The organism is Massilia sp. PAMC28688 (genome assembly GCF_019443445.1).
Classification (GTDB): domain Bacteria; phylum Pseudomonadota; class Gammaproteobacteria; order Burkholderiales; family Burkholderiaceae_D; genus Telluria_A.
On the sequence record NZ_CP080378.1, the window covers coordinates 1319447 to 1335360 of the forward strand.

14 protein-coding genes and 1 pseudogene are annotated in these 15914 nt (G+C 60.5%); 1 reads left to right on the forward strand and 14 read right to left on the reverse strand.

What is annotated here, in order from left to right; all coding sequences use genetic code 11:
* Nucleotides 1-8 precede the first annotated feature (8 nt).
* The 13 genes and pseudogenes from KY495_RS05855 to KY495_RS05915 form a co-directional block, all read right to left on the reverse strand.
* Nucleotides 9-986: a lipin/Ned1/Smp2 family protein gene (locus KY495_RS05855; protein ID WP_219882782.1), complete on the reverse strand. Its 978-nt coding sequence runs from the start codon at nt 984-986 to the stop codon at nt 9-11.
* A 209-nt stretch (nt 987-1195) separates the two neighbouring features.
* A complete protein-coding gene (locus KY495_RS05860; RefSeq protein WP_229518608.1) occupies nt 1196-2062 on the reverse strand; it encodes a chitinase in 867 nt (288 codons plus the stop codon).
* A 243-nt stretch (nt 2063-2305) separates the two neighbouring features.
* Nucleotides 2306-2794: pseudogene (locus KY495_RS24350) on the reverse strand (carbohydrate-binding protein); the annotation flags it as partial.
* 273 nt (nt 2795-3067) lie between these two features.
* Nucleotides 3068-3847 carry an enoyl-CoA hydratase gene (locus KY495_RS05870; protein WP_219882783.1) on the reverse strand — a complete coding sequence of 260 codons (780 nt, stop codon included), beginning with the start codon at nt 3845-3847 and terminating at the stop codon, nt 3068-3070.
* A 138-nt stretch (nt 3848-3985) separates the two neighbouring features.
* Nucleotides 3986-4522, reverse strand: a complete 537-nt coding sequence (locus KY495_RS05875; RefSeq protein ID WP_219882784.1) for a DUF2569 domain-containing protein — start codon at nt 4520-4522, stop codon at nt 3986-3988.
* A 198-nt stretch (nt 4523-4720) separates the two neighbouring features.
* Nucleotides 4721-5917 (reverse strand): acetyl-CoA C-acyltransferase, encoded by a 1197-nt coding sequence (locus tag KY495_RS05880; RefSeq protein ID WP_219882785.1) that lies wholly within the window; start codon nt 5915-5917, stop codon nt 4721-4723.
* A 55-nt stretch (nt 5918-5972) separates the two neighbouring features.
* Nucleotides 5973-6419: a PaaI family thioesterase gene (locus KY495_RS05885; RefSeq protein ID WP_219882786.1), complete on the reverse strand. Its 447-nt coding sequence runs from the start codon at nt 6417-6419 to the stop codon at nt 5973-5975.
* Between the two features lie 75 nt (nt 6420-6494).
* A complete protein-coding gene (locus KY495_RS05890) occupies nt 6495-8891 on the reverse strand; it encodes a 3-hydroxyacyl-CoA dehydrogenase/enoyl-CoA hydratase family protein (RefSeq protein WP_219882787.1) in 2397 nt (798 codons plus the stop codon).
* Between the two features lie 17 nt (nt 8892-8908).
* Nucleotides 8909-10699, reverse strand: a complete 1791-nt coding sequence (locus tag KY495_RS05895; RefSeq protein ID WP_219882788.1) for an acyl-CoA dehydrogenase C-terminal domain-containing protein — start codon at nt 10697-10699, stop codon at nt 8909-8911.
* 65 nt (nt 10700-10764) lie between these two features.
* The gene (locus KY495_RS05900) at nt 10765-11373 is read right to left on the reverse strand and encodes a TetR/AcrR family transcriptional regulator (protein WP_219882789.1); all 609 of its coding nucleotides are present in this window, start codon (nt 11371-11373) and stop codon (nt 10765-10767) included.
* A gap of 221 nt (nt 11374-11594) precedes the next feature.
* Nucleotides 11595-11969: an RNA-binding S4 domain-containing protein gene (locus KY495_RS05905; protein ID WP_219882790.1), complete on the reverse strand. Its 375-nt coding sequence runs from the start codon at nt 11967-11969 to the stop codon at nt 11595-11597.
* Between the two features lie 16 nt (nt 11970-11985).
* A complete protein-coding gene (clsB, locus tag KY495_RS05910; RefSeq protein ID WP_219882791.1) occupies nt 11986-13149 on the reverse strand; it encodes a cardiolipin synthase ClsB in 1164 nt (387 codons plus the stop codon).
* A gap of 24 nt (nt 13150-13173) precedes the next feature.
* Nucleotides 13174-13995 (reverse strand): endonuclease/exonuclease/phosphatase family protein, encoded by an 822-nt coding sequence (locus tag KY495_RS05915; RefSeq protein WP_219882792.1) that lies wholly within the window; start codon nt 13993-13995, stop codon nt 13174-13176.
* 380 nt (nt 13996-14375) lie between these two features.
* On the opposite strand from KY495_RS05915, the gene KY495_RS05920 reads away from it, so the two are divergent.
* Nucleotides 14376-15056: a PEP-CTERM sorting domain-containing protein gene (locus tag KY495_RS05920; RefSeq protein WP_219882793.1), complete on the forward strand. Its 681-nt coding sequence runs from the start codon at nt 14376-14378 to the stop codon at nt 15054-15056.
* A gap of 95 nt (nt 15057-15151) precedes the next feature.
* Here KY495_RS05920 and KY495_RS05925 read toward each other — a convergent pair whose 3' ends face one another.
* A complete protein-coding gene (locus KY495_RS05925) occupies nt 15152-15892 on the reverse strand; it encodes an ABC transporter substrate-binding protein (protein ID WP_219882794.1) in 741 nt (246 codons plus the stop codon).
* Nucleotides 15893-15914: the final 22 nt, after the last annotated feature.

Below are 15914 nucleotides of genomic sequence, written 5' to 3' on the forward strand. Positions count from 1 at the left end.
TGCGATCCTTATCCGCGTTTACACGCCGCCACGGGCGTCGGCGTCACCACGAATGCATGATGGGCGCCGTATTCGCCGCGAATGGGCTGGGTGCCGGAAGCGCCGGCATTCGGTCCGATGATGTAGGTGTTCGCCTTTGGAATGCCGGCATCGGCGTAAGCACCGATGTCGGTGGTGGCGTTGCCATATGCGCGGATGATGTTCAGGCCCACGACGTTGCGCAGGTAGCGCACATAATCGGTCTTGAACTGTTGCGTGTTCGGTGGAATGGGGCCGCCACTGTACGGGTTGGAATGGTAGTGCCAGGGGCCGATGCGCTGGATATTGAGCCACTCGCGTCCATCCTTGGTCACCCAGTACGGCCGCGCGGTCAGGTAAATGATCTGATAGCCCTTTTGCCGGTAGGTGTTCACGACCTCGGACGCATAGTAATACGGCGTTGCTGTCTTGATGCCAAGGTAGTCCGCGGCCGCTTCAAAGTCGTTGATGGTAAGGGTGCCGTCGATATCAAACAGCACCGCATCGCGACCGGGATCGACCACGCTCACGTAGCCGGACGTGGTACTGAGGTCGCCCTCGACCACGAAGCGCACCACATAGTCGCCAACGCGCCGCGCGCCGAGCGGCACGGCGATCTTGCCGTCGCTGTTGGTGACATAGCTGCCCACATACTCCCACCCTGCCATGCCGGTGCCGTACAAATAGGCATGCACACGCTCGCCCTCCAGGTCCTTGTGCAGGACCGCGTCATAATCGAACTTCGCTTCCATGGTGGCGCCGGAACCGGCCTTGACGATCACGTCGTGCGCCATATGCCAGGGTTTGTACCAGCTCGATAACAAGGTATTGCCAAACTTGGCAAAGTTCTTCTTGGCGGGGCCCGACAAGGTGGGCGGGTTATACGCGCTGACGTAATCGGGACATGCAGCATGGGCAGACAGGGCAGCAAACGCAGACAGCAAGGCGCCGGCAACGGACTTGAGCATGGAACTCTCCTGAGTAAAGGTTGTTTAATATCGTATATACAACCTTTCCATTGTAGTCACAGATTGTGGCACTGTAATGACAGCCGCCCGACAATATTTATTTTGCGCACGATTGGAGAAGATATTGCGAGCGCTCGCTCGTGATGGTAGCGACTCGGTAAATTCGCGTGCAACAACCCGGGACGGCCCGGGTTGCTGCGATTTTCCGATCAGGGCAGCGACTTCAGTGAGGCCTTGACCGGCACCGAGAAGTTGTAGCCGTCATGCTTGTCCCAGTTGATCGACCAGGTCATCACGCCGCGGAAGTCCGGATAGGCCTTGAGCGGCTTGATGGTCCCGCAGTTCAACAGCTGGGTCAGGCACTTGAGCGCATTGTTGACGTCCGCCGTGGTGGTAAAGCCCGAACCTGCCGAACTGCGGCCGGACGGCACGCCAAACCCTACCTGATCAGGCCGCAAACCAGCGAAGGTGTTGCCACCGTAAGTAAAGCCTTCAATCAGCATTTTTGCCGTGCCCACCAGCTGATCTGCGGAGCCGGCCTTTAGCGGCGCAGCGGCATACGGCGTGTAGACGTCGCCGTTGTTGTAGTACTGCGGGTGGAGCACAGTGAGCTCATTGCGCAGCGCATTGATCAGCGGGATGTAGGCGCCCCAGATCGATCCATAGCTCGTGTAGCCGCCCTCCACGTAGACCCATTCCGGCGCCATCGAGAGGTAGAAATTCGGTCCTACTTTCGCCTTCAGATTCTTGACAGCGATCGGCAGATAGGTCTGGATGGCCGCGCCCTGCGATACGCCGTTTTCCAGGTCAATGTCGATGCCGTCAAAGCCAAACTTCTGGATGATGGCGTACAGCGAATTGGTGAAGTTGGCCGCTTCGGCCGCCGAGCCAACCGATACAGAACCGTTCTGGCCGCCCAGCGAGAGAATGACCTTCTTGCCGGCCGCGCGCTTGGCCTTGATGTCGGCGATGAACTGCGCTTCAGTGCCTGCACCGGGGTCCACGGTCAGGCTGACGTTGCCGCCACCGGCATTGTCTGCGAAGGAAACGACGATCACATCCCAGTCGTCACTCACCTGGCTAATCGGATAGGTGGGGCCGCTCGGGTTGGTGAAATTGTGCCAGTAGCCGATCAGCGCGTGCCTGGCCAGGCCGGGTGTCGGTGTCGGTGTCGGCGTTGGTGTCGGGGTTGGGGTTGGTGTTGGTGTCGGTGTCGGCGTCGGTGTAGGCGTTGGGGTGGTACAAGTACCGCCGACGCTCCACAAAGTAGGCGAGTCCTTCGGATTCCAATTGGCGCCAACGTGGGCGGTATGCGTGACCAGTGCCTTGTACGACACACCAAGATAGCTCACCACCTGGCCGGCGGCATAGGATTGACCTTCCGTCCAAAGCGCGCATGCGGGCGCTGGCGTCGGTGTTGGTGTCGGTGTTGGTGTCGGTGTCGGTGTCGGTGTGGGTGTGGGCGTGGGCGTCGGGGTGGGTGTGGGCGTGGGCGTCGGGGTTGGCGTTGCGCCGCAGGCACTGGAGACAGTCCATGGTTTGCCGCTTCCCGCAGCGCCGTGACTGGTAGATGGATTGTCCCCCTGCGTCCAGTAGGCGGCCGTGTAATTCACACCGTTATAGCTTACGGTATGACCGCCGCTATAGGCAGTCGCGCTGTTCCACGCGGCGTGGCACGCAATCGTGGCGGCGAGCAGTTTGGGCTGTTGGCCGGAAGCGGTGGCAGGACTATTGCTGCCTCCGCATGCTGAAAGCGCGCCTCCCAGCAAGCTGACGATAAGGCCATTCATGACAGTTCGATTCATCATTACTCCGGAAAAAGTAGTTGGAAACCTGGGGCGTAGCGCCGAGGCCGGACACACTTGGCCGAAATAATGTTGAAAAGGCACTACTCAAGTACCAATATAACACCGGTTCGTAATTTTAAATACCAAAAGACGATTTGTTAAATACCAAAATAGACCACTGAGGGCGTCTTTACGCCACCCATGCTGGATGTGCGGTCACTCGATTTCGGGGGGGTAGATACGCGAAGTGCCCTGCACAAGCCTGCAACCGGCAGGCGTGACAGGGCATACTTATCAGGAAAACTGCGAAAAATCCGGCTTGCGCTTTTCAAAAAAGGCGGTGAAGGCTTCCTTGGCTTCCGGTGCCAGCAGCATGGCACCAAACAGCTTGTTCTCGGCGGCCATGGCCTCGTCTACCGCTGCAGTTCTGGTGCGCTTCATCAAGGCCTTGGTGGTGCGGATGGACGCAGCCGGCAGCGCCACCAGCTTGGCCGCCTGCTTCTGCGCGTAGGGCATCAGCTCGGCCAGCGGCAGCACTTTCGACACCAGTCCCATTTCATATGCTTCCTGGGCCAGGAATGCTTCGCCAAGCAGCAGCTTTTCCGCGGCGCGCGGATAGCCGGCCAGCTGCGGCAGCAGCAGCGACGAGGCAAATTCCGGGCACAGGCCCAGCTGCGCGAACGGCATGGAAAACTTGGCATTGTCAGCCGCGTAGACCAGGTCGCAGTGCATCAGCAGCGTGGTGCCGATGCCCACGGCGGCGCCGGAAACGGCAGCGACGACCGGCTTGGTACTGCCCGACAGCGCGCGCATGAACTGGAAAACAGGACGCGCTTCTGCCGGCACACCTTCAACCGGCCGTGAATTCTTCATGAAGTCTTCCAGATCGTTACCGGCGGTGAAAATTTCCGGTTTGCCGGTGATGAGGATGGCGCGCACGCTGCTGTCGCTTTCAGCCGCCACAAGGGCGTCTGCCATGGTCTGGTACATCACTGCGGTGATCGCGTTCTTGCGCTCCGGGCGGTTGAATTCGATCGTCAACACGCCGTCCGCAACGGTCGTCACAATTTCCATGCACTGCTCCTGAAAAGATAAGGAGCGCCGGGGGATACCGGCGCCCTGATGCCAATATTTTAACCGAACCCCTCTGTGCCAGTGCAGGCCGGCGGCATCAAACGACGACGAGCACAGACTGCATGGCAGCGCGGGGGACTAGAAGCGAAAAGTGGCTTTCACGCGCCGGGACATCATCATGTAGGGAACCCACACACATAAGGCGAACATGGCGCGAAACATTTCCTTTCTTGTTTCCGGGTCCATGACCGGCAAGTCCGGCCGCACCACTTGCAAGCCCAGCGAGTCCACGACCACGACCACCGGCGCGGCCACGTGGGCCCAGATGAACCACTTGGGGAATGCCTTTTTCTTGGAAAATAGCAGGTGGATCATGTAAGTCCAGGCCAACACCAGAGCAACATTGATCACGATTTCGCTCACCAGAAACGGGCCCCAGAACGGGTGAAACACGTCCGAACCCGGCGTGGTCAGAGCCTGCCAGGTACCCTCGCCAAAAATCGCCCCATAGTTCTTGTACATATCCCAAGCCATCCTGAAGGGCGAAATGACCACGCCCAAGGCCACCAGGATCAGCCAGCCGCGAATGCCTTCAAGTGCGGGGTCTGCCGGGGCGAGCGCGACCGGGGCTACCGGCGCAGCCACCGGAGGATCATAGGGGTTCGAGAGATTCATGGAAATGGCGGATTGATTGGCGGGAAGGTTGCAATGAAGGCCGGCATAAGCAGCGGCGCCAAGGCGGCTGCGTTTGTTAACAAATGGAAACAACCGTTAGTATAGCCCATCACGGCGCGCACCTTGACGCTGAGGGGAAGACGCGCCGGAATAAAAAACGCCGCTTCACCAGCGGCGTTTCTTCGGTACGGGCAGGAATCAGACGCGCTCGAAAATGCCTGCCGCGCCCATGCCGGTACCAACGCACATGGTCACCATGCCGTACTTGAGGTTATTGCGGCGCAGTGCGTGGATCACGGTGGCCGCGCGGATGGCGCCGGTCGCGCCCAGCGGGTGGCCCAGTGCAATCGCGCCGCCCATCGGGTTGACCTTGGCCGGATCGAGGTTCAGGTCGCCCATCACTGCCAGCGCCTGTGCAGCAAACGCTTCGTTCAGTTCGATCCAGTCCAGCTGGTCCTGGGTGATGCCGGCTGCGGCGCAGGCCGCAGGAATGGCCACCTTGGGACCGATGCCCATGATTTCCGGCGGTACGCCGCGCACGGCAAACGACGAGAACTTGGCCAGCGGGGTCAGGTTATGCTCGCGCAGGATCTTCTCCGACACGATCAGCAGCGCGCCCGCGCCGTCCGACATTTGCGAGCTGTTGGCAGCGGTCACGGTGCCCTTGGCGGCAAACACCGGCTTGAGCTTGCCCAGCGACTCCAGGGTCGAATCGGCACGTGCGCCTTCGTCGGTGTCGACGGTGCGGCGGCTGATGTCGATCTGGCCGGTGGACAGGTTGGGCGTGCGGGTGATGATTTCAACCGGGGTGGTCTCATCCTTGAAGAAGCCGGCCTGCTGGGCGGCGATGGCGCGGCGGTGCGACTCCACCGAGAACGCATCCTGCTGCTCGCGGGTGATCTTCCACTGCTTGGCCACGTTCTCCGCGGTCAGGCCCATGCCATAGGCCATGCCGACGTTTTCGTCGGTGAACATCTCCAGGTTCATCGATGGGTGGTGGCCCATCATCGGCACCATCGACATCGATTCCACGCCGCCGGCCAGCATCACGTCGGCTTCGCCCACGCGGATGCGGTCAGCCGCCATCGAAATGGCGGTGATGCCGGACGCGCAGTAACGGTTCACTGTCACGCCGCCCACGGTCTTCGGCAGGCCGGCCAGCAGCACCGCCATGCGGGCAATGTTGAAGCCCTGCTCCGCTTCCGGGAACGAGCAGCCGATGACGGCGTCCGTGATCAAGGCCGGGTCAAGGCCTGACGCCTGCGACATGGCCGACTGGATGGCACGCACCAGCAGGTCGTCCGGACGGGTGGTGCGGAACATGCCGCGCGGCGCCTTGCCGATCGGGGTGCGGGTTGCGGAGACGATGTAGGCGTCGGTAAGTTGTTTGCTCATGTTGTTCTCTCAAATATTCTGTGGTTCGAAATGGGATGACCGGATGCCGATGTGCTTACCGCTTTTCAGACAGATACCAGTCGACCTGCACCTGGGCCGCCAGCGTTCCCTGCTCGTCGTAGACATCGACTTCGACAGGAAACGCGATCTTGCCTTCAGCTTTCAGCGTGGCCTTCAGGGCCGCGATATCGCCAGGTACCCGGCCTTCGGCGCGCGTCGCACCCTTGGCCACTTTCTGGTACTGGATGCGTGACTCCTTGGCCACCGGGCGCAATCCCATGATCAGGTCAGCAAAGCCGCCTGCCATGGCCGCGCCCGAAGCCGTTTCGGCCAGCGTGAACAAGGCCCCGGCGTGCGGCGTGCCGAGGTGGTTGTTCAGCTTTGGGTCGGCCGGCATCGACACACGGCTGGTGCCGTTGCCGATGTCGTCGATACGAATCCCCAGCAACTGCGTGAATGGCAGGGTTTCCATCATTTGCTGCTTGATACGGTCATACACCATGCTTGGCCTCACGCGCAGTAATAACTTGAATGCTAAGCGGCCGATGCTTCGGGATGCAATCGACATCGCGGATACTTAATTGCGAACCGGTTTACCGGTCTGCATCATGCCCATGATCCGTTCCTGCGATTTCGGATGGTTCAGGAGCTCCAGGAAAGCCTTGCGTTCCATGTCGAGGAACCACTGCTCGGACACCACGCTGCCCTGGTCCACATTACCGCCCGATACGATCTCGGCGATCATCTCGCCCAGCTTGAAGTCGTGCGCGGAGATGAAGCCGCCGTCACGCATGTTCACCAGCTGTGCCTTGATGGTGCCGTAGCCGTAGCGGCCCGTCACGGTCACCGGCTTTTGCAGTGGCGGACGGTAGCCGGCGTCGAACATCGAACGCGCCGTTACCTTGGCCACGTGCAGCAGCTCGTACGGGTTGAAGACGATAATGTCGTCTTCCTTAAGGTAGCCCATCGCTTTTGCTTCCAGTGCCGACTTCGACACGTTGGCGGTAGCCGCATTGGTGAAACCGGTCTTGAGGAATTGCAGGATGTCGGTGCCCTTGGCTTCGTTGGACGCGCGTACTGCCGCTTCCTTCAAGCCGCCGCCCGCTGGAATCAGGCCCACGCCCACTTCCACCAGGCCGATGTACGACTCGATCGATGCCACGCGCTTCGATGCGTGCAGCGCCATTTCGCAACCACCGCCCAGTGCCAGGCCAGCCACTGCGGCCACTACCGGCACGTTCGAGTACTTCATGGCCATGAAGGTGTCCTGCAACAGGGCGATGCCAGGCTCCATGGCCTTGGCGCCGCCCTGCATGAACAGAGGCAGTGCCGACTGCAGGTCAGCGCCGGCCGAGAAAGCGCCACCGTCAGCGGCGTCGGTATTCCAGATGACCAGGCCCTTGAAGTTCTTTTCCGCTTCGGCTTGTGCCATCTTCAGGCCGTTGATCACGCCTTCGCCGATGACATGCATCTTGGTCTTGAGCGAGATGACCAGCACTTCGTCGTCCATGTGCCAGATGCGCACGGAGTCGTCTTCGTGGAAGGTGGTACCGGCGGTCTTGCCGTCAATGGCGCCGGCACCGAGCACTGGTGCACGGAACGGCTGACGCTCGTACACCGGCAGGGTCGAACGGGGCACATAGGCGTTGGCCGACGCGGAGAACGAGCCTTCGGCAGTGTGAACACCTTTCTCGGCCACAGGACCTTCAAACACCCATGCCGGCAGCGGGGCCGAGCACAGTGCGTTGCCGGCGTCGATGTCTTCCTTGACCCAGTTGGCGATCTGCGTCCAGCCGGCACTCTGCCACGTCTCGAACGGGCCGACCTGCCAGCCGAAGCCCCAGCGCATGGCAAAGTCGATGTCGCGCGCATTGTCGGCGATCGAACCCAGGTGCACGGCGATGTAGTGGAAAGCGTCGCGGAAGATCGCCCACAGGAACTGCGCCTGCGGATTGGTCGACTCGCGCAGAGCCTTGAATTTCTTGACCGGGTCTTTCTCTTTCAGGATGCGGCCAACGATGTCGGCAGCCTTGCCGCCACCGGCGACGTATTCGCCGGATGCGAAGTCCAGGCGCTGGATCTCCTTGCCAACCTTCTTGTAGAAGCCTGCGCCGGCCTTCTGGCCCAGGGCACCGGCTGCGACCAGCTTGGCCAGCACTTCCGGCGTCTTGTAGACGGCGAAGAACGGATCATCGGCCAGGTTGTCCTGCATGGTCTTGATGACATGGCCCATCGTGTCCAGGCCCACCACGTCAGCGGTGCGGAAGGTGCCGGACTTGGCGCGGCCAAGCTTGGCGCCAGTCAGGTCGTCGACCACATCCACCGACAGGCCGAATTTTTCAGCTTCGTGGATGATGGCCAGCATGCCGAAGATGCCGACGCGGTTGGCGATGAAGTTTGGCGTGTCCTTGGCGCGTACCACGCCCTTGCCCAGCGTCGTGGTCAGGAAGCCTTCGAGCTGGTCGGCGATTTCGGGGCGCGTGGCAGCGGTCGGGATGATTTCGACCAGGTGCATGTAGCGCGGTGGATTGAAGAAGTGAACGCCGCAGAAGCGCGACTTCAGCTCGTCGTCAAAGCCTTCGGACAGCTTGGTGATCGACAGGCCCGAGGTGTTGGTGGCGAAAATGGCGTTTGGCGCGATGTGCGGCGCGACCTTCTTGTACAGGTCGTGCTTCCAGTCCATGCGTTCGGCGATTGCTTCGATGATCAGATCGCAGCCGGCCAGCAGTTCCAGGTTGTCTTCGTAGTTGGCGACCTGGATCAGTGCCGCGTCATCCTTGTTGCCCAGCGGCGCAGGCGAGAGCTTTTTCAGGTTCTCGATGGCGCGCAGCACGATGCCATTCTTGTTGCCGTCCTTGGCCGGCAGGTCGAACAGCACCACCGGCACGCGCGCATTGGCGCAGTGGGCAGCGATTTGCGCACCCATCACGCCGGCGCCCAGCACGGCCACTTTTTTAACGATGAAATTGGTCATATTCTTATCCTCGTGTCTTAGAACAGATCGGCGTCGAGAGCCATCAGGTTGGCCGAGCCCGAACGCGCCTGGCGGATCAGGGTGGCGGTTTCAGGCTGCAGGCGCGCAAAATAGAAGCGTGCCGTGGCCAGTTTAGCTTTGTAGAAGTTGTCGCCCGAATCTTCCTTGGCCAGCGCGATCTTCGCCATCTGCGCAAAGAAGTAGCTGTAGATCAGGTGACCGACCACGCGCAGGTAAGGCACGGCTGCGGCGCCCACCTCGTCCGGATTCTGGAACGCCTTCATGCCGATTTCCATGGTCAGCTTGGTGACCTTGTCGCCCAGGTCGCCCAGCGGCGTGATGAACTCGGACAGCGCTTCATCGGTGCCGTTTTCTTCGACGAAGGTCTTGATCTTCTCGCCGAACTTGCGCAGCTTGGCGCCGTTGTCCATCAGGACCTTGCGGCCCAGCAGGTCAAGCGACTGGATGGTGTTGGTGCCTTCGTAGATCAGGTTGATACGCGCATCACGCACGTACTGCTCCATGCCCCACTCCGAGATGTAGCCGTGGCCGCCGTAGACCTGCATCGCTTCCGAGGTGGCGATCCAGGCGTTGTCGGTGATGAAGGCCTTGATCACTGGCGTGAGCAGCGCAACTTCATCGGCCGCTTCCTTGCGCACTTCTTCGTCAGGGTGATTCAGTTCGCGGTCGATCTGCAGTGCCACGTACGACGAGAAAGCGCGTGCGCCTTCGGCGTAGGCTTTGCCGGTCAACAGCATGCGGCGCACGTCGGCGTGCACGATGATCGGGTCGGCCTGCTTTTCAGGCGCCTTGACACCCGACAGGCTGCGCATCTGGATGCGGTCCTTGGCGTACACCAGCGCGTTCTGGTAAGCCACTTCGGTCAGGCCCAGCGACTGCATGCCCACTCCCAGGCGGGCGGCGTTCATGAATACGAACATGGCGTTCAAGCCCTTGTTCGGCTGGCCGATGATCCAGCCACGGGCGCCGTCCAGGTTCATCTGGCAGGTCGAGTTGCCGTGGATGCCCATCTTTTCTTCGATGGCGCCGCAGGTGATGTTATTGCGCTCGCCGATGGTGCCGTCTGCGTTTGGCAGGAACTTCGGCACCAGGAACAGCGAAATGCCTTTCGAGCCTTCCGGTGCGTCCGGCACGCGGGCCAGCACCAGGTGGATGATGTTCTCGGACATATCGTGCTCGCCGGCCGAGATGAAGATCTTGGAGCCGGTGATCAGCCACGAGCCGTCTTCCTGTGGCAGCGCTTTCGAGCGCAGCATGCCCAGGTCGGTGCCGCAGTGCGATTCGGTCAGGCACATGGTGCCGGTCCAGTCGCCCGATACCAGCTTTGGCAGGTAAGTCTTTTTCTGTTCGTCGGTGCCGTGCTCCAGCAGGCACTCGTAGGCGCCGTGCGACAGGCCAGGGTACATCGACCAGGCCTGGTTGGAGGAGTTGAGCATCTCGTAGAACGAGTTGTTCACCACGATCGGCAGGCCCTGGCCGCCGTATTCAGGGTCGCACGCCAGCGCTGCCCAGCCGCCTTCGACGTACTGCTTGTACGCTTCCTTGAAACCTTTTGGCGTGGTGACCGACTTGGTCGCGGCATCATAGTGGCAGCCTTCACGATCGCCCGAATGGTTCAGCGGGAACAGGACGTTCTGCGTGAACTTGGCGCCTTCTTCCAGTACCTGGTTGATGATGTCGGCATCGACGTCCTCGAACTTCGGCATCTGCTTCAATTCGTCGGTAACGTTGAGGAATTCGTGCAGCAGAAAGTGCATATCCCGAAGTGGTGCGACGTATTGACCCATGATTTATCTCCTGACGAACGTATGATTGAAACCCGGACGGCAACAGCGCCGTACCGGGCAGGTGTTTATTCCTGTGATGGCTTGCTTTGATTCTGATAATTTTCGATGAGGCGTTCGAATCCCGTGCGGGCCCGGTCGACGCTGCCCGGCATGCGCAGGAAGCGCGCATCGTGGTGCAGTGCCAGGATCAGGCCATACATCTCGTAGACCATCTGGTGCGGATCGGTACCGGCCTTGAGGTCGCCGATTTCGATGGACTGCTCGACACAGCGCAGCAAAGCGCCCTGCCAGGCACGCACCATCGATACCAGTTCCTCGCGAATCGGACCCGGGCGATCGTCGTACTCCACTGCGCCGCTGATATAAATGCAGCCGGAGGCAATTTCGACACTCACGCGCTTGATCCAGCGCGCATACATCGACGTCAGACGTGCAATCCCGCGTGCCTCTTTCACACTGGGGAAAAATACTTCCTGCTCGAAGCGGTGGTGGTACAGCTTGAGCACTTCCATCTGCAAGTCTTCGCGCGAACCGAAATGCGCGAACACGCCAGATTTACTCATGTTCATTTTGTCGGCGAGCAGGCCAATGGTCAGGCCTTCCAGACCCTCGCGGCTGGCGAGGTCCAGTGCAACGTCAAGGATGGCTGCCCTGGTGAGCTCGCCCTTGCGCATGAATTTGGCTGAAGTGTTGATAGTATTACCCACGTGGTTGAAAGTCGCAGCGCAAATGAAATATGAACGCTCGTACTATTATCCACTACCGGGTAAATGTCAAACGGGAACTTAGAAGTGAAGTTCTATTGGTGCGATGCACCAAATTACCGAGCATTTGTACGGCAAAACCAGGGCAAAAACTTGTCTTCTGCACTAGCATTTCCGCGAATCGCAGTGTTTTATTCGCTCGCCTTGCTGATGGCACGCCGGTCACGCTTGGTGGGGCGCCCCTTGATGGTGGTGCCCGGTTCGCGGTACAGCTTGCGCGCCTCCTGGTCATTCTCGCGCTTGGTCACGCTGGCCGATGTTTCTTCGTACAGCAGGCGGGCGACCGGGGCCGGGCCGCGCACATCCGATATGCCCAGCACAATCACTTCCCAGACCTCGGCGCCGTTATCGACCAGTAGCTTTTCGCCGATCTTGACGGTCCGTGCCGGCTTGATGCGCTCACCGTCCACCCGCACCCGGCCCGTATCGACGGCATCGGTTGCCAGCGAGCGGGTCTTGAAAAAACGGGCGGCCCAGAGCCATTTGTCGATGCGAACGTTGTCCATGTGCGAATGAGTTAAGTCAGGCGTAGCCGATGGCGAATACGCGCATGGCCATTCTATAGAAAAAATACGCGGTGCCGTACCCGGTTCGCCTGATCCAGCCCACGTTCTCGAAGTCGTTCAGGCAAATCTCCACGCCGTCGCCGATGCCATGCAGAATGTGCTCGCGCATGCTGGCCGCAAAGGCGGCATCCTTGACCACCACGTTGGCCTCCTGGTTGAGAAACAGCGACAAGCCGTCGCAGTTGCTGGAACCGACGGTTGACCAGTCATCGTCCACCACCGCCACCTTGGCATGCAGCTGGGTCTTGCGGTACTCATACACGCGCACGCCGCTGGCAAGCAGTTTGGGATAAAAGGAGCGGGCCACCATATCCTGCAGCACGATCTCGCCGACGCCGATCAGGAGCTTGACTTCCACGCCACGCTGGGCGGCCGTGGCCAGGGCGCGCCTGAACTTGTGGCCGGGCGCGAAGTAAGGGTTGACCAGCAGGACGCTCTTTTTGGCGCGGCCGATCGCCTGCAGGTAGGCACGCTGGATGGTGCGGCGGTTGCGCAGGCTGTCGCGCACGACGAAACCGGCCAGCATCGGCTTGTCGCCCGCGCTGGGCTGCTCGCGCATGCGCATCTCGCGAAACAGGCCGATACGCTTGATCAGTCCCAGGCGGCCCACGCGCGCCCACTGAGCCTGCACTTCCTGCACGATGGGCGAGAGCAGCGGCCCCTTGACCTGCACCGCAAAGTCCCAGCGCGGGGCGGGCAGGCGGCGGCTGATATCGTAGTCGCAGAACCAGTCGTCATTGATATTGATGCCACCGACAAAAGCCACCTCGCGGTCGACCACGGTGATCTTGCGATGGGTGCGGGCGACGCCGCGCCGGAACCAGCGGTTGAAGACGCGATAGCGCACGCCTGCTTCGGCAAAGGCCAGGCCCAGGCGCGTGCACTGGCCTTCGCCCGTGCCCCACCAGTCGGTCACCACGCGCACCCGCACGCCGCGCTGCGCCGCGGCGATCAGGGCTTGCTCCACCATGCGGCCGGTGTCGTCGTCGGCAAAGATGTAAGTCTCGAAGTAGATCTCGTACTGCGCCTGCGCGATCGCCTCCAGCATCGCGGGGAACAGTTCGAGTCCGGTTTCGAGCAGCGTGACCTCGTTATTGGATAGAAAGTTGACCGTGCGCATACAGCTTCAGGTAGGTCGCACGCCTCAGGCTAACTTGAGCGATGCGACGATGGGGGCGTGATCGGACAGCTTGGCCCATAAGGTACCGTGCAGCACCTGCGCCGTCTCCACCTTGAAGCCGCGCACATAAATGCGATCCAGCCTGAACCATGGCAGCGCTGCGGGAAAGGTGCGCGCCGGTGCCAGCGGCTTTTCGCGCCGTGCCAGGCCGCGTACCAGGTCGCCGATCTTGGAACGGGTTCCCAGCTCGTCAAATACTTCCACCACCCCCAGGGCCGTGCGCAGGCGGTCGCTCAGGGTATTGCGCCAGTCATTGAAGTCGCCGGCGATGATGACCGGCTCGCCATTGGGCGCGGACGCATTGACGCAGTCAATCAGTGCCTGGTTCTGGCGCCCCCGACCTGCCTCGAACAGGCCAAGATGGACGACAAAGCAGTGGATCGCCACGCCGCCGTTATTGACCACGCAATGCAGGATACCGCGCTGCTCGTATGCATGGTCAGAAACGTCGTGGTTGTGGCTTTTGTCGATGGGAAAGCTGCTCAGCAGGGCATTGCCGTGGTGACCATGGTCGTAGACCGCATTCATGCCATAAGCGGAATGCTCGTGACGCGAGTCGCCGCAGAAAAACTCGTGTTGCGACCGTTCCGGCCAGTGATGGTGCTCGCCATGGCTGGTGGTACCGTATTTGCCGTGGAAGCGGTCGTGGCGTCCCTGCACTTCCTGCAGAAACACAATATCGGCCTCGAACTGGGCGATGGCCTTCTTGAGGGCCACGACACGGGGCGTGCTCCGGATGGTGGAGACACCTTTGTGGATGTTATAGGTTGCAACTCGAATCTTCATGGGAACATTCTAACCCCACGTCGCTAGCCGTTTGACAAGTAAATCTATCGTGCGCTGAGCGCGGGCGGAGAATCCCTTCGCTGCACGGCATAAAACGGGGGACTTTGTCGGAAAATCTTACAGCCGGATACCGCAAAAATCACGGTCAGGGGCTTGCGTTTGCCGATGCTGTCGTGATTTCCACCCTCCGTCAGCCAGGCATCCTCCGCAACTGCCCAGCAGAAGAGCAACTGTCGAAATTCTTTACATCAGGCAAAAATCATTTCTCTGAAGAATTTCAGCAAGTGCTTGATTCATATCAATTTTAGTGCTTCCGGGCATTGCTGGCACAAGTATTGCTTAAAGACATTATCACTTACTTTAAACCAATGGATTGATCAATGTTCCCTACTCTTGCCAAATTTGCCGCCGTGACCGCTACCGTATCGAGCTTACTGCTGAGCAGCACCGCCGTCGCCGCTCCGTGGGAATTCACGACCACGGGAACCATCAGCTATGGCTATGATTACTCTGGCGTTTTCGGCAGCGCCGATCTGACCGGCCAATCCTACTCGCTGACGACCATGATCGATCCCTCGTCCTACTCAAATGGTTATGGCTATCAGGACAGCGTGGTCAACAGCCAGTACGGAAGCGTGAACGCTGCCGTGACCCAGAAAGTGACCATTGGCGGCGTCACCAAAAGCTACTCGTTCGACCTCACCGAGTACACCTGGGGCCACTCCTACCTCAATGACAGTGCCAATTTCAACCAGGCTTACCAGTATGTCAGTGGCACGACCACCGGCGCCGAGACCCTGACCGCCTATTCCTCTGTCTATTCGTACGCGAACAACTTCCTGACGACCCTGGACTTTGCACAGAACATGTCGTACACCGCTGCAACTACCGATTACGGCTACGCGTACTTCAACCTCATCGGCAACCGGGGCCAGACCTATTTCCAGGCTACGCCATCGACGGTGTCGATCAATGCTGCCGATGTGCCCGAGCCGGCGCCGCTGGCCCTGTTCGGCCTGGGGCTGGTTGCTCTGGCATACGCGCGCCGCAAAAGCGCCTGATTGCAGTCAGCGCGCCGAACACGCCTGCAAGGTTGACGCCTTGCAGGCGTTTTTCATGGCCTGTCAGGAAGGCGCCGGGCTCGCACCAGCCGGCGCTAGCGGCGCGCCGGCGCGTTGCTGTAGTTGTACCTGCGCTCGATGGCGGCCGAGATCCCCTCGCTGTTCATGGCGCGCAGCGCTGCATTCATCCGGATGATCAGCACATCGGGCACGGACCGGTTGCAGGCCAGGTAGAGGTCGGTGCGCCGGAAGGTCAGCACGGGAACGATTTTCCCGGTCCAGCCGTTCTCAGCCACGATGCTGCTTCCCACGCGCATGCTGGAAGCCCACAGGTCGATGCGGTTCACCAGCAGCTTGCGCGGGTTGGACAGTTTGTCCTGCACCGTGTCGACAATGAAGCCCTGGGCGATCAATGCTTCGCTGCGCACATCGCTGTTGTAGGCGCCAATGCGGTAGCGGCGCGCATCCTCGATGGTCGTGATGTAATAGTTGCGATCGGCCCGGCCAAACAGGGTCCAGTCGTTTTCGTGGGTGGGGCCCACCCACTTGAACAGGGCCTCGCGTTCCGGCACCCGGGTAGTGGAGTAGACGCAGGTATCGCCCCGGGTCTGGGCCGTCAGGTAGGCGCGCTTCCACGGCACCATGTCGATGTCATAGTCCACCCCGGCGCGCTCGAGCATCATGCGGATCTTGTCGGTGGCAAAACCGGTAATCCCATGCTCGCCCATCATGGCCGACGGCGGCGAACTTTCGGTCACAATGTGCAGGCGCGGGCGCGCCTGCACACGCATGCACAGCAGGACAAGGAGAGCAAGCAGAAGCAGTGGCCGTTTCATCAACTACTAGGATAGCGCATGG